A 17,366-nucleotide genomic window follows, 5' to 3' on the forward strand; every position below is an offset into this window, starting at 1 on the left:
CCCCGCCGACTCTGGCGGGGCCCGTCCACCTCACCCGCGAGGTTTTCCGACCGATCGTTCAGTAATCATGGCAGAACGCGTCTCCCGAGGCAACGGCGCCCACCTCACATTGCCGCTATGGGCGAGCGTTCACACCCCGTCGGCGGTGGCCGACCCTTCTCGCGCGCGACGCAGTTGAGCGCGACGCGATTTGCGGCGCTCCACGAGTGAGTACAGCACCGGCACGAGAACCGGCGTCAGCAGCGTCGACGAGATCAGCCCGCCGTCCACCGCGACCGCGAGCGGGCGCGAGATTATGCCGTCGAGGCTTCGGTGGGAAGACTATGCGGACGGCGGGAGGCTGCTGCAGTCCAACTCGGTGGGAACCTCAACGACCGAAGGTGTTGGCGGTTCCAGGGCAGCGAACATGTCGCTGACGCCTGCGCCGATCGCCGTCGCGGCTACGCCGATGGTTGTCACCGCGGTGATGAGATTTGCGAGCTCGCGAATCTTCTGGACGAAGGGGTGGTTCAGCAGGCCGGGCGCGCGAGGGCCGCTCAGAATGACCGCCCCAACGATCCCGTCCAGGGAGTCGGTGAGACCGTCGGACCCGCTGACTCGATAAGAATCTGCGGCGGTGACGATCCGCTGCGCGTGGACCCGGAGGGCCTCGCGGACGTCCCTTGGTAGGTCCTTGGCCTGGGCGAGCTCGTCGAGGATGGTGCTCGCCAGATCCCGAATATTTTTCAAAGAGTCGCCGTCCACGGCACGGTAGAGCTTGCGCTCGAACAGCGCCGCACTCCCGAATTCGAGGCCCTGCAAAACGGCAGAGTCAATGCCTGCATAAAAGGTGCTTGCGGGCATCCCCGGAACAGCAGCCCTGGGGATGGCCGCCTCAACGTGCTCATATGGCCGGTAAAGGAAAGACTTCCGAACTCCCGGCCCCTCGAGCGACGAGATCGCAGCACGGGCTTGGATGGGCTGCTGCATCAGTTCCGCGATCACTGAAAAGTATGCGGCGTCCCCGACGGACGGATCCATGTCGTAGTGGGTGTGAAGGAGCGCCCGCGTCTCGACGTCTCCGACCTCCTGCAGTTGTGCCCGCACCGCATCAAAAACCAGGAAAAGCCTCCCCGCGGGGTTCGTGAGGTGCTCAAGGGTGGTCAGTTCGTCGCTGTCGTCTTCTGCCATGCACTCATCGTGCCGCACAAAAAGAAGACCCCGACGCTCACACGCTAGGGACCTCGCGACGCCCAACGCCGCGTCAGTAATCGGCACTTCCCATCCTCGGTTGGGGGAGTCGTGCAATTGCAAAAAGAGCATCGGCCGTACGACATCGACCCGCTCGTGAAAGCTGCAGCGTATACAGGGGATCCTCCACGTATACGGTCCCTGCACGGACCATCAAAACGAAACATCGCGTCAAGCACGGCAGTTGGCACGACAGCTTCCGAAGTATCTGGGGTCGCTACCCCCTGCAGCCCAGAGCCCCCTGACCGGGAACGGTGATCTGTGAGCTGCGCGTACATTGTGAACGGATGGCCCAGAAGGGCCCGACGAAGGGAACCCTGATGGCTGAGAGTGACGCTCTAAGCGACCAAGAACGGTCCGTCGAATTCACGTTGGCGGAACAGCCGATCTCCTGGAGCGAAATGGTCGACTCCACCGCTAGTGAGGCCGGATTGCGACTACTAGAGGCGTTCGCCAAGAGACCCGGGAGGTCCTGGGGAGCTCATCAAATAGTCACCACCGGACACGCGTCGATCATAGCCGCTGGTATCGCGCGCAACCGGAATGACGATGTCCGAAGCCGCCTCGAGCAGTATGTGGCTGATGGTCTCGGATGGCTCATCGCCCGGGGGCTACTGGGACCCGCCGCTGAGCATTCTGGGGAACCACGCTGGCTCCCCACATCTGACGGGCTCCATGCCGCCGAACTCGGCTCCGCAACTCACATCGAGGCTACATTCCGCCTCCACGCCGACTTGCACCCATCTTTGGATTCGGCTGTTCGCTCGAACTTCGAAAAGGGTGAGTACGCGATCGCCGCGTTCGCCGCTGCTCGGCGGGTCGAGATTGCGGTACTCGAGGCCTCGGGGCTTGCTGGCGACTACGGAGTCAACCTCGTGCGCAACGCCTTCAGACCCGCCCCCCACTTGGGCCCTCTTACCGCTGAAGACGACCCCAAACCGGAGCAGGAAGGGGTTCAGGCTCTTTTCGCCGGAATGATGGGTGCTATCAAAAACCCGAGCAGCCACACCGTGGTCGAGTATGACAGCCCTATAGAAGCCGCCAACATCATCCACTTCGCCGACCTACTGCTGCGCATGGTCGACCGCGCCCGCGACCGCAAAACCCCGTGACCTTCACCGAACAGTCGGGGACGCTTCAACGAGTACGGTCGAAGCTTCGCGGAGGGCATCGATAAGCTCACGACTATGAGTTCACGGATGACAGACGCAGAGCGGCTCACGACCAGCGACGTATTCAACCCCGGGCAATTTCCCCGCTACACATACAGAAGCCGCGAAGTCGAAGAGACCGCGGTCCTGAAGTGGTGGCGGGACCGAGGACAGATCCTGGTGGTCCACGGTCCGTCGAAGACGGGAAAAACTGTTCTGATGCAGAAGTTGCTGGACGATACCGACCCAATCTGGATTGACGGCCACGGCCTCGAATCCACGGACGTGATGTGGGCTCGCATTGCTGACCAGCTCGGGCTGTTCACAAACGTCTCTCGGGGGAGCGGTGAGGGCGACGAGCGCTCGACAAACCTCGAGATCAAGGCCGGCGTTTCTAGTACTGGTATTGCCACGAACCCGACCTACACGGAGACTGTAGAGAAGTCCCTCACCTACTCGGTGGACCGGCCGGTGGAGTTGGTCGTCAAAGAGGCGCTCCAGCTGACCGAGCGCCCACTCGTCATTGATGACATCCACTTCGTCTCCACCGAGGCTCAGAAGCAGATTATCCAGGCATTAAAACCGTTGATCTTCGGAAATACCAAAGTTCCAGGCCGCCGAGTGGTGTTCGTCTCAATCGGAAACCGCGTCATCAACGTCCTGACGAACCTCGACGACATGCGCGATCGCATGCTGCCACTCCCAATGCAATATTGGGATCAGACCGACCTCGAGCAGATCGCGAAGGACGGGTTCGTGAAGCTGCGTTTCGTCGATGCGGACGGATCGCTTTCGAGCAAGCTCGCAGGCCAGAGCTTCGGGAGCCCGCACCTGATGCAGCAACTCTGCCGTGAGCTGTGCTCCGGCGAACCGAACAACCTCCTTCACGAAGCGCCTGATCCTACGGAACTTGAGCCACCCATCTCATGGGAGACGTTCTTCAAAGCTCAACTTCTGGACGACGTCGGGCGTTGGATTACCAAGCTCGCAAAAGGCCCGGACCCTCGTGGAACGAAACGTGACCTGACCCCCACCAAATCCGGACGGATGGTCGATGCGTACCAACTCCTCCTCCTGGTGATGGCAAGCACAGGGCCAAGGTTGGAATTGACCAAAGACGAAATTCAGGTCGCTCTCAACGAGGTATCCAATAAGGTGCCTCCCTTCAAAAGCGTTCCAACGCAGACCCTGTCCAACTTGTCGCTAATCGCCGCCACCAAGCTACTTGACAAGCTGCCGTCTCTTGCAGACCTGAGAGCCAGACGCGATGCAGGATTTGACCCCTACGCTCAGGCCGACCTTCAGCCAGTGCTGGAATATCGCGACACCGGTGCAACCTCGTCTCTCACGATCACCGACCCATTCTTTGCCTTCTACCTCGCATGGGGTTTAGAGGACGCACTTGACGCGATCAATGCAACATCCGGTGCGCCGACTGAAGACATCGCTCCTGCGGTAGACCCGCAGGTCGAAGAAGACGAGTGGGGGAACCTCGTCTAACGTTCTGACACGTCGCACGCCAGGTTTGTGCACCTAGAACACTTGTTCCATACCGATACCATGCGGGATGACGTTCTCGCTGGCATGCCTAGTTCGCTCGCGAGACGTCACCCGCTCATTGGGTGATGTCGAACGCGCGCGGTCAGGTGGCCAGGACGATCAAGCTGCGCCGCTCCGACAACGGGACGCGGTATCAAGTCGAGGTAGCCGGCGGTGTACTTCTCGGTTGGGCAACGTCGCTCAAATTGGCCACGGAGTGACTGCACCCCGTCATCATTTTCGCCGGAGTGCCTAGTGACGAGGTTCAACGGGTCGCTCCCCCGAGCCTGGAATTTGGCCCTTCTTGGACAAGAGCAAGCGAATCGTAATCGTTCCATTCGTTGAGGTGCAGGGCCGAGAAGTGCTGTGCTCGGTGACCCTAAATCTCGACCCCGCGGCGATACCTGCTTGACTGCTTCCGGAGGGCCCGATGAAACTCGCCTTTGAATGCACCTAAACGTGATACCTGTAGTTCATGGGCCCCGCGACGATTAATCTCAAGTGGCTGCCCGACCCTGACGAACAGGGATCCCGTCCCGGCGCACGTCGCTCATCTGCCCCAATGAGGTTTCGCCAACCGCGGCCGGACCGCGTGAGGCTCAGGATGCGATCTCCCCCTGAGCCGCCGACCTTGGTAGTTCGCTCGCGCTGGAACACGGTCGCAGAGCCGCGAACGACGTCACCCCCGTAATCGCCGTCCACAGCGTCATTGTGTCGAAGGCAAGGCGTTCGGAGATGCCGAGAGAAAGACCGGGAAGAACCGTTCCTTCGAGCGCCATGAGGAAAGCTACGAACGCGCTGATGGATACTAGCGTCGTCGCGACAGTGAGCGTGCGAAAGCGGCACGCACCAGCGGCCGTCGCAAGTATCCCCATCGCAAGCCACTGCGTTAGGGCCTGGCCGAACGCCGCCGTGTCATGAATGTCAGGAGCGACATCCCACGGCGCCGCACCCGCACCGATTACGTACAACCCTGATAGCGCAATCAGGGTCGTACCAGCACGGCCAACTGCTCCGGTCCAGCACTTATGGAGCAGGATCGCGCCGAGGGCGGTCAATGCCCCGCAGGCAATCAACCCGGCGTTGAAGACGGGATGCCAAGGGGAACAAACGGAACGAGGCGTCGAGCCAGCATCGGCGAAAATCCCGCAGCGAGTCACGCCCGGGTCGCTGATCGCATTTCCAGCGATCGAGTATCCATCAGGCCAGTGCAACGCAACGTCCGCTTGCAGGGGAAGTGAGAGACCGCTTAGTGCCCATGCGAGGGCACCAGCGCGCCAGCTCCGAGCTTGGATGTACTGCTTACGAATCCCTCCCGTTCAAGAACCTAGGGGGGACGGACCCGACGATCTTGAACGGGAGGGCAAATTTCACCCTCTCCGGTAAGCCAAGAGACGGTCACGAGACTTAGTTGTGGATAACGATCGGCCTCGGTGCTTCGTGTCGCGTACGCCGCACGGTCCTGGATGATCCTGGCTTCGCGTGGGTTCGCTGTCCGAGTTGCCTGGGCTCCTGCGAGCCGGTGACCACGGCGAGACACGAATTTTGGGAGTGCCGAGCGTGCAGGCAACCCGTGATCGCTCTACAACACTGAGGTCGACGTCGGGTTTCGGGGGAGGGACCTAGGCACGGTGCTACAACTCTCACGTTTAGGACACATATTGGATACAACTACTACGCTTCAAGACGATCGTCGCTTGCTTCCCAGCTACTCGCTCGCGAGACATCAGCCTCGAGTGGGGGACGAACGCGCGCGACTATGTGGCAGGGACAATCGAGCTGCGTCGCGCATATGACAGGTCGAGGTGGCCGGCGGTGATTGATTTTGCGGGATGCCGTCTCGCACGCTGGGCGTGATGAGCCGATAACGCCGCTCGCTTGAGTGCGATCGCGACGAGAACACGACCCTGTCGAGCGTGTCCCCTCGGTGTGCCCCCGACAGGATTCGAACCTGCGACGCCCGCGTTAGGAGTGCGGCGCTCTATCCCCTGAGCTACGGAGGCGGGATCACCCCAGCCTACTGCGACGCTTCCGCGCGCGCGGCTACGGACGGACGCGCGAGCGGAACGCTCTCACGCAGGGCGTCGACGAGGCCGGCATCCCACCGCCCCGGCTCCGCGAGCGTCGCCTCGCGCAGATCCACCCCGTCGGGGCCGATGCTCGCGACGCAGACCAGGAGCGACTCGAGCACGAGCCCGTCATGCGCGTCCCGGCGCAGGACAGACGCCTCGGGTTCGTGCGTGGCCCTCTCGATCACGCCGAGCCATGGCATCCACCAGTCGTCTCCGGCAGCAAGGCCCGCCCCGCGGAAGGCGTCGAGCCAGCGGGCGATACGGGGGGTGCCCGGGTCGTCGACGGCGTGGTGGGCGACCATGTGCGTGCCGGGGGTCAGCGGCGTGCGACGCGAGACGAGGCCGTCCCACTCCACCAGGTGCGCGCCCGTGGCATCCACCTCCACGAGATTGAAGCCGCGGGTGGCGGGACGGCTCGGGATGCCGGCCCCCACCGCATCGAGGGGAACGCTGCCACGGCTGACGACCTCATCGTCGCGGCGGTCGGAGAGGTCCTCGCGATTGAGCAGCACCGCCAGCCGCCGAGCGGTCGGATCGACTGCGAGCCAGGCACCGCCGGCGCGGTCGTCTCGCACGCCCACGATGCCGTCGCGCTCGGGCCACCAGGGTCCGATGCCGCGCCAGGGGCGGTCGCGGTCCTCGTCGCGGACGGCGAGCACCCGCACGGGTTCGCCGGGAGCGGTGGGGACGTCGATCACGACGGTGCACATTGCCCCCACGCTACCCTCGCGAGGCAGGCGTCGGGCAGGTCCGAGGGTGCCGGCGTCCGTCAGGAGAACAGACGCGGCGCGGGAACGGGCCCTTCGACTCCGCCCCCCTGTTCTGGTCATTGTCCCTGTTCTCATCGCACCGCCTGCACCCGTCGCGGACGCCGACCTGGAAGACTGTGACGATGTTCGTCGTCGTCGGAGTGACCGGGGGCATCGCCGCCTACAAGACCGTGAGCCTCGTGCGCCTCCTCGTGAAGGCGGGACACGACGTGCACGTCATCCCCACCGAAGACGCTCTGCGCTTCGTCGGCCTGCCCACCTGGGAGGCGCTCAGTCGCAACCCGGTGACGACCTCCGTGCACGACGACGTCGCGCGCGTCCGACATGTCGCCCTGGGCCAGTCCGCCGATCTCGTGATCGTGGCACCCGCGACCGCGAACACCCTCGCCGCGATGACGGCGGGATTGGCGTCCGACCTGCTCGGCACGACCCTGCTCGCGACGACCGCCCCGGTGGTCGTCGCCCCCGCGATGCACACGGAGATGTGGCGGCATCCGGCCACCGAGCACAACATGAACGTGCTGCGCGCTCGCGGCGTGCACGTGGTCGGCCCCGCCGACGGCGTCCTCACCGGCGGCGACTCAGGCCCGGGGCGCATGTCGGAGCCCGAGGAGATCGTCGCCGTCGCCCTCGCTCTGGTCGAACGCCCCCGTGACCTCGACGGACTCTCGATCGTCGTGAGTGCCGGGGGCACGCGCGAGCCCATCGACCCCGTGCGCTTCCTCGGCAATCGCTCGAGCGGACGGCAGGGGGTGGCGATCGCGCGAGCCGCTGCCGATCGCGGCGCACGTGTGACACTCGTCGCCGCCCATCTCGACGCCGACGTCCGTCCCGACCCTCGCGTCGAGGTGATCGCCGCGGGCACCGCCGACGAACTCGGACAGGCGATGGATGCCGTGGCACCCGACGCCGATGTCATCGTCATGGCCGCGGCGGTGGCGGATTACTCCGTCGCCGCGGTGTCGGAACACAAGCTCCGCAAGCAGGACTCCCCCGGCGGCCTCGTCCTCGAACTGCGCGAAAACCGTGACATCGTCGCGGGGCTCGTGTCCGCTCGGCGGGTGGGGCAGACGATCGTCGCTTTCGCGGCCGAGACGGTCGCCGACGACGCGGAACTCCTCGAGCGGGCTCGTGTGAAGGCGGCCCGCAAGGGAGTCGATCTTCTGGCCGCGAATGCCGTGGGCTGGACGCGCGGTTTCGAGACGACGGGCAATGCGCTGACGATCGTGGATGCCGCGGGCGTGATCGTCGCGATCGCGTCGGGCTCGAAGGACGACACGGCGCACGCTGTGCTCGACGCTGTTCTGGCGGTGCATCGCCGCTGAGGGAGCGGTCGAAAGCCGCCCGCCGAGGCCCGACGCCCCGGCGGACGGCGCTGATCAGTTGTCGCCGAGGCGGTCGACGGCTCCGACGATGTCGGTGACTTCGGTACGCGAGGTGTAATCGACGTGGACATCCGCGAAACGGATGCGTCCGGACCGATCGATCACGTACACCGAGGGGAAGGGCACGCGCGCCGTCGCGTCTGCGTTGCTGTCCGAGACGGCGAATCCGAGCTCCGTGTGCGCTTCTTGGGCGTGCGCACTCGGTTCCGTGACGATTCCGAACCGGTCGGCCAGGACGTTGCCCGGATCGGACAGAACCGTGAAATCGAGGCTGTTGTTGCCCTGGCTCTGCGCGGTGCCGTCGGCGGTCTGGGGTGAGATCGCCACGAGCTGCGCCCCTCGTTCTTCGAGCGCCGGCAGGAGGTCCTGCTGGTAGGTACGCAGGGTGATGTTGCAGTACGGGCACCACGCGCCGCGGTAGAAGACGACGACGGTCGCGGCGTCGTCGAGGACGGACGAGAACGAGACCGCCGCGCCGTCGGCGTTCAGCAGATCGGCGTCCGGAGCCGTGTCGCCCTCTCCGAGCGCGCCGTCCGGCACACCGGCGGCGCGAAGCTCGCTCTGCTCCCCGGAGAAGACCGCGGCGAGGCGATCGCCGATCTGTGATTCGAAGCCGACGTTGAAGTCGTCGACCTGCTGAGCGATGGATGGTGTGGACATGCGTAGCCTCCCCGGCGGTACCGACATCGGGCATCGGTTCGAGGAGCGTATGTCAGTCGAAAGAGGCCTCGGGCGACGATGTCGCGGAGCGGAACATAACGTCACGCAACGTCATCGACGAAGAGAAGGGGGCACCACCGAATAGATCGGCAGCACCCCCTTCGCGTCAGTAGCCGTAGCTGCTGGAGAACTCGCTGATGAGCGCCGTCATCTGTGACACCAGCACGACGATCCAGACGATGAACGCGATGACCACGGCGACGTTGACCGCAATGGACGCCCAGATCGGGGCGAGCCCCGAACCGGTGCGGCGGCGCAGGATGACGCCGCGGCCGATGATGTACACCAGCCCCGAGCCGATGGCCAGCACGAAGAAGCTGAAAGCCCAGTGGAAAGGGCGATCGACACCGCGTGCGCGCAGCTGACGCCAGTCGAGGAAGGCGAACAGCACCGTGAGCGCCGAAACCACGATGCTCACGACCGACGTCACCACGGTGATGAGTGCGGTCGCCGCGTTGGTGCCGGCCATCGACGCGGGACCCGAATCGTACGAGTACACGCCGGCGTAGAAGGCGTCACGGAAGTACGACGACCAGTCGAAGATGACCACGCCGAGCAGGCTGAGCAGCGGCAGGAAGACCATCAGCCACACCCACACGGTGTTGGTCTTGATGTCGCGGCGGGGGGCGGCGGTGTCGTAGGTCACCGGAGGTGCGCTCGGGTAGCCGGGAGTCGCGCCGTAACCCGCACCTGAGGCGGCCGCACCCGCACCGTACGCCGGAGCGGCGGGATACGACGGGGCGCTCGGGAACGCCGGAGCCGACGTGTACGCCGGGGCCTCGGGAGGAGCGACGGGGGCGGCGGGCGGCGTCACGGGCGGGACGCTCGTGCCGGTTGCGGTAGATGCGGCCCCTGCCGGGGTCACGGCTGCGGGACCGTCGTGCGGGTCGAGGCTCGCCGAGATGTCGTGCGACGGCCCGGTGGCGTGCGCACCACCGGACGGGGAGTCGCTATCGAGTCCCTCCGCGGGGCTGTGGCCCGCCGCGGACTGGTCTGCAGACGTGGAACCGTCAGCCGACGAGGATGCCTCGGCGAACGCGGACCCGGGGGACGCGGCGGACTCTTCACCGGTGCGCGATCCCGCCCCGGAGTCAGCGGCAGCGTGTTGTTCGGTTTCGCTCGGCGCGGCCGGCTCGCCGCCCGCGGAACGTACCTCATCGGTCCAGCTCGTGCCGTTCCAGCGGCGTAGACCACCGCCCCCCGCGGGGTCGGGATACCAGCCGTCGGGCGGAGTGGGAGTGTCAGTCATGTCGTTTCCCCTGTCAGGTGCGGAACCGGGCGAGATGGCCCGAGTCTAGTGATGGCATCCGACGTCATCGGAAGTCTCGCGACGCGTGCGCCACGCCCACCCGGAGATCGGTGAACCCGTCGGCTATCACATTTGTCACTCCCTCGACCGAGCGTTCGAGCATCCCCCGCACGATGAGAGCGGGTGATTCGCGTGCGACCCGGCGGTACCTGTTCCACACGCCGACCGAGCAGATGATGTTCATCAACCCGTGCTCGTCTTCGAGGTTGAGGAACGTGATCCCGGATGCCGTCGCCGGCCGTTGCCGGTGGGTGACGAGCCCGGCCACCTCGATACGCCGATCGGTTTCGCAGGTGCGCAACTCGCGCGAGGTCAGCACCCCGCGGGCATCGAGAGCGGCGCGGAAGTGGGTGAGCGGGTGGTCGTCGGCCGACAGCCCCGTCGCCCAGAGGTCGGACGCGAGGATCTCATAGCTCGACGGATCGGTGAACAAGGGCGGCTGCACGGCCACCAGCGAGTCGGGAAGAAACTCCGGGCGGTCCAGAGCGGCCGAGCCCGACAGCCAGATCGCCTCGCGCCGCGTGTGCCCGAGGCACTCGAATGCGCCGGCCGTGGCGAGGGCCTCGAGCTGCGCGGTCACCATCCCCGTACGGCGAACGAGGTCGCGCAGATCGCGGTAGTCCCCGTTGGCCTCTCTCTCGGTGACGATGCGCTCGGCGACCGTGGCACCTATTCCGGTGACCCCGGCCAGCCCGAGACGCACGGCGAATCCCCCGTCGCGGCGATGAGCGCGCGTCTCGTCGGCTTCGGAAGGGTCGAACTCCCCCGTCGGCGGTTGAACCGCGTGCGCGCACGCGTCGAGCCCGGTCGGTACACCTCTTGCCGGATGGGGCTCCGATTCCGTCTCCGCCGCCGGGCCCACGGCATCCGCCCGCTCTGTTCCGGTCCTTCCCGGCGTGTCATCGACTCTCTCGAGAGTGGCCTCGACTCCCGAACGCAGGAGGTCGGGTCGACGCACCTGCACCCCGTGGCGGCGGGCGTCGGCGGTGAGCGTGGCGGGTGAGTAGAACCCCATGGGCTGCGCGCGCAAGAGACCGGCGAGGAACGCCGCCGGGTAGTGCAGCTTGATCCAGGAACTGGCGTAGACCAGCAGAGCGAACGACAGCGAGTGCGACTCGGCGAAACCGAAGTTGGCGAACGCCTGGATCTTGGCATAGAGCTCGTCGGCGACCTGCCCCTCCAGACCGTTCTCGGCCATGCCCGCGTACAGCGTCTCGCGGAGGGAGTCGATGCGCTCGAGCCCACGCTTGGAGCCCATGGCCCGGCGAAGCAGGTCGGCGTCTTCGGCGGAGCAGTTGCCGATGGCGACGGCCATCTGCATGAGCTGTTCTTGGAACACCGGCACCCCCATCGTGCGCTCGAGCACCGGCTCGAGCTTGGGGTGCACGTAGGTGATCGCCTCCTGTCCGAGCTTGCGACGCACGAACGGATGCACGGCCCCGCCCTGGATGGGCCCGGGACGGATGAGGGCGATCTGCACCACGAGGTCGTAGAACTTCCGCGGCTGCAGTCGAGGCAAGAGGCCCATCTGGGCGCGCGACTCCACCTGGAACACCCCGATCGAGTCGGCTCGGCACAGCATGTCGTACACCGCCTTCTCTTCCTTGGGCAGTGTCGACAGCTCCCAGTTCTCGCCCGTCGCCCCGCGGATGAGGTCGAAGCAGTACTGCAGCGCCGCGAGCATGCCGAGGCCCAGCAGGTCGAACTTGACCAGCCCCATCCAGGCGGCGTCGTCTTTGTCCCACTGGATCACCGTGCGGTTCTCCATGCGCGCGTGCTCGATGGGAACGACCTCGCCCACCGGGCGGTCGGTGAGCACCATGCCGCCCGAGTGGATGCCGAGGTGCCGCGGTGCCTTCAGCAGTTCCGACGCGAACTCGATGACCTGGTCGGGGATGTCGTGGTCGGCTCCGGTCTCGAGCGTCGCCCCCCACCGCTCGACCTGCTTCGACCAGGCGTCCTGCTGCCCCGGGGAGTGCCCGAGTGCCCGGGCCATGTCGCGCACGGCGTTCTTCGGTCGGTACTGGATGACGTTCGCCACCTGGGCCGCTCGCTCCCGCCCGTACTCGCCATAGACCCACTGGATGATCTCTTCCCGGCGGTCGGAATCGAAGTCGACGTCGATATCGGGCTCTTCGTCGCGCAGGCTCGACAGGAACCGCTCGAACGGCAGCTTGTAGAAGATCGAGTCGACCGCGGTGATGTCGAGCAGATAGCAGACCGCGCTGTTGGCCGCCGAGCCGCGCCCCTGGCACAGGATGCCGCGCCGACGCGCTTCGGCGACGATGCCGTAGACGATGAGGAAGTAGCCCGGGAAGTCCTTCATCTCGATGACACCCAGTTCGCGCTCGATGCGGCGCCGGTCGTCGTCGGACAGGTTGGGGTACTTCCGCGGGACGGCCTCCCACACCAGGTGCCGGAGCCACGACATGGGGGTGTGCCCCTCGGGCACCTTCTGCTTCGGCAGGGCGGGCTTGGCCCGACGCAGCGGGAAGGCGATCTCATCGGCGAGCTCGACCGTGCGGGCCACCGCTCCCGGATACCGCCGGAACCGCGCCGCCATCTCCACCCCCGAGCGCAGGTGCGCCCCGGCGTGGGCCGGGAGCCAGCCGTCGAGCTCGTCGAGGCCGCGGTTCGCCCGCACCGCGGCGACGGCGGCCGCGAGCAGCTCTTTCTGCGGAGCGGCGTAGTGCACGTTGTTGGTGGCGAGGATCGGCAGGCCCCGCTCGGCGGCGAGACCGGCGAGCACGTCATTGCGTCGGGAATCGAGCGGATCGCCCTGGTCCATCAGCTCGACGTAGACGGCCTCCACACCGAACAGGGTGATGAGGGTGTCGAGTTCGCGCGCGGCTCCGACCGGGCCCTCGAAGGCGAGAGCCTGCCGCACCGCCCCCTTGCGGCATCCGGTGAGCACCGCCCACTGCGGGTCGCTGGGTCCTCCGGCGCGCTCGGCGAGGTCTTCGAGGTCGTAGACCGGTTTCCCTTTCTCCGCACCGGTGAGGTGGGCGTGGGTGATGGCCGCGGCAAGGCGGTGATACCCCTCTTCTTGACGGGCGAGGACGAGGAGGTGCGAACCCATCGGGTCGGCTTCCCCGTTCTGGGGGCCGGAGAGCCCGAGCGAGAGCTCCGCACCGAAGACCGTGTTCACCGCGCGCTGTTCGGCCGCTTCGGCGAACCGCACGATGCCGTAGAAGCCGTCGTGGTCGGTGAGGGCGAGTGCGTGCAGGCCCAGACGTTCGGCCTCTTCGACGAGTTCTTCGGGAGAAGAGGCGCCGTCGAGGAACGAGTACGACGAGTGCGCGTGGAGTTCGGCGTAGGGAACGGTGTCGGCCGGGCGTTCGATCGAGGGCGGCACGTAGGCCCCGCGCTTGTGCGACCAGGCCGGGCTGTCGCCGCCGTCACCGTTCGGTGGAGCGCCGGTGGGGCGGCGGGCGTCGCTGAGCAGGCGCTCGAGCTCCGACCACTTCACGGGAGGGTTGGTCCAACCCATCAGCGCCCCTCCGCCCGGGGACCGGGTCGATGATCAGTCATACCGCCCCTCCGCTCGCCACTCGCCCTCTTCGACCACCAGGAGCCACGCGCCCCCCTCGGCATCCACCACCTGGAACCGATGCGCTTTGCGAGCGCGCAAGGCGTCCCACCCCCGCTCACTGATCGGCCATGGGCCCGCCCACTCGCGGATGCGGCGTCGCTGCCCCGCGGTCTCGAGGACGGCGGGTGGAGCACTCACGACATCGCGCTCCCCGACAGTGACCGGAGCCCCCGCGATGTCGGTGACTCCCACCAGGCGTGGTTCGGGGTACACGGTGGCGGGCAGGGGGTCGGGGAGACTGCCGGGCCACGGCCGTGTCCGCACCTTCTCGGCGACCACACGATCACCCCACGGTACGAGCACCTGGCGCTCGGCGAGCCAGCGACCACCGCCGATCGTCGGGGTCACGACCCCGCGGTGACCGAGTATGGCCTGCACCCGAGAAAGGGCATGGTGTACGCGTTCGTCGGGTCCGGCCCCGAACAGTCCCTTGGCGTGGTGCGCCGCGACATCGACGGCCTCGGGCTCGATGTGGACACCCGCGACACCGCTGCCGAAGATTCCCTGTGCGTCTTCGGCGAGCTGCCAGCGCACGCGGTCGACCACCCCCGCAGCGTCGAACGAACCGGGATGCAGCCATACGCGCTCACTGCGCTCGCCCCGTTCTCCCGTGAGCACGACCCGTAGCTCCGTACAGACGAGGTCGTGCGCGCCGAGCTGGGCGATGAACTCTTCGGCGGCCACGCGCATGCCGAACGCGATCTGGTCGGCGAGCTCGAGCGGTGGTTCGAACGCGACGTCGCGGTGCAGCTCGGGCGGGGGCGTACGCGGCTGGACCGGTTGGGAATCGAGTCCCCCGGCGAGCGCGTGCAGACGCACTCCCCTCTCGCCGAATCGCTCTCGTACTCGCTCGACCTGGAGCGCGGCCAACTGGCCCAGGGTATGCACGCCCAACCGCGCCAACAGGCTCCCGAACTCGTCGTCTTCGAGGGTCGCGATCGAGAGGGGCGCGAGGAAGGCTCCGGCCTCACCGGGCTCGACGATACGGACGGGATCATCCACAGCCGCCGAACGTGCCGCCTGCTCAGCGGTGAACACCCCGTCGGCGACGCTCGCGCGCACGCCCCCGAACCCGTCGTCATCGAGCAGCCGGACCAGCACGCGAGCTGCCTCGAGTTCCCCGCCGTAGTACCGCGCCGGGCCCCGCGCCCGGAGAGCACAGAGTCCGGGGCGCACGACCTGCACCCCGGGAGCGCGCTCCTCGACCCGGGCGACGACCGGGGCAAATGCGCGTACATCCCGTACCGGGTCGGCCGGCACCACCTGCAGCCCCGGGCACAACGCCTGCGCGTCTCGGCGTTTCTGCCCGCGTCGCACGCCCTGCGCCCGAGCCGCCCACGAGCACGCGACGACGACGTTATGGGCGAACACCGCCACCGCGGCATCCGGTCGAGGAGGACTCACAGCCTCGCTCACGAACGCCGTGATGGGCCAGTCGGGGAACCACAGCACGAGGCTGCGCGTAGGAGCGTGCATCAGCCCACTGCCCGTACGGGAACAGCATCGCGGTCACGCGAAACCAGACGCTCGGCCGGGGAGCCCAGCAACTCGATCGACCCGTCGGCCGCGGGCAGCAGCATGCGGGCGCGGCGGGGATTCGGCGAACGGCGGCTGGTCACCGATACGGTCAGCTCACGACCGGCCAAATACCCATGCCCCTGGCCGATTCCCGACCATCGGGGATCGGCGACGTCGATCACGGCCTCGACCTGGGGCCAGGCCCCCTGCACGAGCAGCACCGAACCGCGATCGCGCAGGCGCGCGGCCAACCGCGTGGCCTCGACGCCCCCGCGCGCGGCCGCCGCTCCCGCGGGTGGGCGTACGGCCACCACGGGAAGCACCTCGGTAATCGTCGCCGTCACGGCCAACCACCGGGGGCCCGGATCGGGGATGAAAACGAGACGATCGAGATCGAGACCGTACTTCTCAGCGGCCTCGGCACCGAGCTCGGGCATGCCGATCACCCCGCACCACGCGCCGTCTTGGGAGGGACGGGCCATGAGCGCCAGCAGAAGAGAGGCCGAACGTGCCAGGGCGTATGCGGACCCCGACCGCAGCCCCCCACCGGGCAGCAGTGCGGAGAACGCCGGGTGCGTCGGCAGGACGGGGGCGTCCATGCGCCGCCCCTGCATGCGCTCGAGGCGATCACGAAGCGCAGGGATGTCGGGTACGGCCTGTACCTGGTCTCTCACGATCGCCCTCACTCCCACAGGTTAGAACATCTGTTCGATGACCTCAATCCCTGTGTGTCGAAGATACGATCGACCTCCGACATTGCGCAGAAGCTCCGATCGAATGATCGAACGAGCACGCCGATCCCCCGGCATCCGGCCGAGAACGGCCCCCGCACGCATGTCTGCTTCAGACCAGATCGACCGTCGCGGCGATCCGAGCAAACCCTCCCTGCTGCAGCACGAGGGCGGTGTTCGCCATGAGCTCGGCGGCAGGACGGGTGACGGTTCCGAGCCCCGCGATCTCTGCACTCAGGTCGAAGGTGCGCGTGGCATCCAGCACCACCGTCACGTCGTAGCCGAGGTTTCCGGCCATGCGCGCGGTCGTCTCGACGCACATATTCGTCTGGATGCCGCAGATCACCAGTTCTCGGATGCCGTGCTCACGCAGCCACGCGTGCAGATCGGGATCGCCGTAGAACGCCGAATTGACGTTCTTCGACACGAGGAGATCCGCCGGAACGTCGGCGACCGCCTCGACGAGGGCGTTGCCCTCACCGTCCGGGTGAAGAGGAGAGCCAGGGGACGCAGACTCGTGCCGCACGACGACGATCGGCTCCTCCGCACGCTGCCACGCATCGATCAGGGCGACGACGTTGCGTTCGCAATCGGGGTTGGCCGTCGGCCCCCAGAAGGCGAGGTCGTCGAATCCCCTCTGCATATCGATCACGAGAAGAGCACGAGTCATACCCCTCATCCCACCACACGCCCCCCACAAGAGCGGTGGATGCCAAACTCAGGCCGCCAGTGCCAGATACGGCTCCCAGAGCGGGTCGCTCTTGTCCACGCCGCGCACGGTCCACGACGAGCCCCGCGGAGGTGCGGGCACGAGCCGCAACTCCCAGCGCATCTCCTGCGGGGTGCGATCGCCCTTCACGTTGTTGCAGAGCAGGCAGCAGGCCACGAGGTTCTCCCACGTGTCCTTACCACCGCGGGAGCGGGGAAGCACGTGATCGATCGTCGACGCGGCCTTGCCGCAATATCCGCACCGGTGCGCGTCGCGGCACAGAACTCCACGGCGGGTGACCGGAACCTGGCGGGCGCCCGGAACCCGCACGTAACGCGTCAGGATGATCACCGCCGGGCGATCGTAGGTTCCGCGGGCAGCCCAGACCGGGTCTTCGTCGACGCTCTCGACGACGGTGGCCTTGTCGTTCATGACGAGCACGAGGGCTCGTTTGAAAGACACGACCGCGAGGGGCTCGTAGCCCGCATTCAGCACCAGTGTGCGCATTTCTCGTCCTCTCGAATGGCCGAGACGGCTTCTCGGATGTTCGACTCGCGACGACGGCAGGCGCGAAAGGGTATGAAAAAGGCGCTGTCTAGACAGACAGCGCCTGAGAAGTCGCGGCGAAGCCACGGCATCC

Annotated in this window: 14 protein-coding genes and 1 tRNA gene; 3 read left to right on the plus strand and 12 right to left on the minus strand. The window is 66.7% G+C overall.

What is annotated here, in order from left to right; genetic code table 11:
* Positions 1-129 precede the first annotated feature (129 nt).
* Together NE358_RS11485 and NE358_RS11490 are read right to left on the minus strand one after the other, a co-directional pair.
* Positions 130-270: a hypothetical protein gene (locus NE358_RS11485; protein ID WP_289938634.1), complete on the minus strand. Its 141-nt coding sequence runs from the start codon at positions 268-270 to the stop codon at positions 130-132.
* A 51-nt stretch (positions 271-321) separates the two neighbouring features.
* Positions 322-1,170 carry a hypothetical protein gene (locus tag NE358_RS11490; RefSeq protein WP_289938637.1) on the minus strand — a complete coding sequence of 283 codons (849 nt, stop codon included), beginning with the start codon at positions 1,168-1,170 and terminating at the stop codon, positions 322-324.
* Positions 1,171-1,550: 380 nt separating this feature from the next.
* Here NE358_RS11490 and NE358_RS11495 point away from each other — a divergent pair, with 380 nt between their 5' ends.
* Together NE358_RS11495 and NE358_RS11500 are read left to right on the plus strand one after the other, a co-directional pair.
* Positions 1,551-2,342, plus strand: a complete 792-nt coding sequence (locus NE358_RS11495) for a TIGR02391 family protein (RefSeq protein WP_289938639.1) — start codon at positions 1,551-1,553, stop codon at positions 2,340-2,342.
* Between the two features lie 87 nt (positions 2,343-2,429).
* On the plus strand, positions 2,430-3,881 hold the full coding sequence (locus tag NE358_RS11500) for a P-loop NTPase family protein (RefSeq protein ID WP_289938640.1): 1,452 nt from the start codon (positions 2,430-2,432) through the stop codon (positions 3,879-3,881).
* Positions 3,882-4,519: 638 nt separating this feature from the next.
* Here NE358_RS11500 and NE358_RS11505 read toward each other — a convergent pair.
* The 3 genes from NE358_RS11505 to NE358_RS11515 form a co-directional block, all read right to left on the minus strand.
* Positions 4,520-5,134: a DUF998 domain-containing protein gene (locus NE358_RS11505; protein ID WP_289938642.1), complete on the minus strand. Its 615-nt coding sequence runs from the start codon at positions 5,132-5,134 to the stop codon at positions 4,520-4,522.
* Positions 5,135-5,850: 716 nt separating this feature from the next.
* Positions 5,851-5,923, minus strand: a tRNA-Arg gene (locus tag NE358_RS11510).
* 14 nt (positions 5,924-5,937) lie between these two features.
* A complete protein-coding gene (locus NE358_RS11515; protein WP_141376047.1) occupies positions 5,938-6,702 on the minus strand; it encodes an NRDE family protein in 765 nt (254 codons plus the stop codon).
* Positions 6,703-6,884: 182 nt separating this feature from the next.
* Here NE358_RS11515 and coaBC point away from each other — a divergent pair, with 182 nt between their 5' ends.
* Complete coding sequence (gene coaBC / locus NE358_RS11520) at positions 6,885-8,087, plus strand: bifunctional phosphopantothenoylcysteine decarboxylase/phosphopantothenate--cysteine ligase CoaBC (RefSeq protein ID WP_289938646.1); 1,203 nt, start codon at positions 6,885-6,887, stop codon at positions 8,085-8,087.
* A 54-nt stretch (positions 8,088-8,141) separates the two neighbouring features.
* Here coaBC and NE358_RS11525 read toward each other — a convergent pair whose 3' ends face one another.
* From NE358_RS11525 to NE358_RS11555, 7 genes are all read right to left on the minus strand, one after another.
* Positions 8,142-8,807: a peroxiredoxin-like family protein gene (locus NE358_RS11525; protein WP_289938647.1), complete on the minus strand. Its 666-nt coding sequence runs from the start codon at positions 8,805-8,807 to the stop codon at positions 8,142-8,144.
* A gap of 166 nt (positions 8,808-8,973) precedes the next feature.
* The gene (locus tag NE358_RS11530) at positions 8,974-10,116 is read right to left on the minus strand and encodes a DUF2510 domain-containing protein (protein ID WP_289938649.1); all 1,143 of its coding nucleotides are present in this window, start codon (positions 10,114-10,116) and stop codon (positions 8,974-8,976) included.
* 64 nt (positions 10,117-10,180) lie between these two features.
* Positions 10,181-13,666 (minus strand): error-prone DNA polymerase, encoded by a 3,486-nt coding sequence (locus tag NE358_RS11535; protein ID WP_289938652.1) that lies wholly within the window; start codon positions 13,664-13,666, stop codon positions 10,181-10,183.
* Positions 13,667-13,699: 33 nt separating this feature from the next.
* Positions 13,700-15,244, minus strand: coding sequence for a DNA polymerase Y family protein (locus tag NE358_RS11540; protein ID WP_103206254.1), 1,545 nt, complete (start codon positions 15,242-15,244; stop codon positions 13,700-13,702).
* Entirely contained in the window at positions 15,244-15,885 is a 642-nt protein-coding gene (gene imuA' / locus NE358_RS11545) for a DnaE2-dependent mutagenesis accessory factor ImuA' (protein WP_246077983.1), read from the minus strand. The genes NE358_RS11540 and imuA' overlap by 1 nt, the downstream gene beginning before the upstream one ends.
* A 244-nt stretch (positions 15,886-16,129) precedes the next feature.
* Positions 16,130-16,687 (minus strand): cysteine hydrolase family protein, encoded by a 558-nt coding sequence (locus tag NE358_RS11550; protein WP_116239041.1) that lies wholly within the window; start codon positions 16,685-16,687, stop codon positions 16,130-16,132.
* Between the two features lie 48 nt (positions 16,688-16,735).
* The gene (locus NE358_RS11555) at positions 16,736-17,233 is read right to left on the minus strand and encodes an HNH endonuclease (protein WP_289938658.1); all 498 of its coding nucleotides are present in this window, start codon (positions 17,231-17,233) and stop codon (positions 16,736-16,738) included.
* Positions 17,234-17,366 lie beyond the last annotated feature (133 nt).

The sequence above is a fragment of the Sphingomonas sp. G5 genome, from assembly GCF_052660795.1.

Coding starts and splice junctions, on each gene's coding strand:
- NE358_RS11490 (WP_289938637.1), bottom strand. CDS start 1,170: ATGGCAGAAGACGACAGCGACGAACTGACCACCCTTGAGCACCTCACG.
- NE358_RS11495 (WP_289938639.1), top strand. CDS start 1,551: ATGGCTGAGAGTGACGCTCTAAGCGACCAAGAACGGTCCGTCGAATTC.
- NE358_RS11500 (WP_289938640.1), top strand. CDS start 2,430: ATGACAGACGCAGAGCGGCTCACGACCAGCGACGTATTCAACCCCGGG.
- NE358_RS11515 (WP_141376047.1), bottom strand. CDS start 6,702: ATGTGCACCGTCGTGATCGACGTCCCCACCGCTCCCGGCGAACCCGTG.
- coaBC (WP_289938646.1), top strand. CDS start 6,885: ATGTTCGTCGTCGTCGGAGTGACCGGGGGCATCGCCGCCTACAAGACC.
- NE358_RS11525 (WP_289938647.1), bottom strand. CDS start 8,807: ATGTCCACACCATCCATCGCTCAGCAGGTCGACGACTTCAACGTCGGC.
- NE358_RS11530 (WP_289938649.1), bottom strand. CDS start 10,116: ATGACTGACACTCCCACTCCGCCCGACGGCTGGTATCCCGACCCCGCG.
- NE358_RS11535 (WP_289938652.1), bottom strand. CDS start 13,666: ATGGGTTGGACCAACCCTCCCGTGAAGTGGTCGGAGCTCGAGCGCCTG.
- NE358_RS11540 (WP_103206254.1), bottom strand. CDS start 15,244: ATGCACGCTCCTACGCGCAGCCTCGTGCTGTGGTTCCCCGACTGGCCC.
- imuA' (WP_246077983.1), bottom strand. CDS start 15,885: ATGGACGCCCCCGTCCTGCCGACGCACCCGGCGTTCTCCGCACTGCTG.
- NE358_RS11550 (WP_116239041.1), bottom strand. CDS start 16,687: ATGACTCGTGCTCTTCTCGTGATCGATATGCAGAGGGGATTCGACGAC.
- NE358_RS11555 (WP_289938658.1), bottom strand. CDS start 17,233: ATGCGCACACTGGTGCTGAATGCGGGCTACGAGCCCCTCGCGGTCGTG.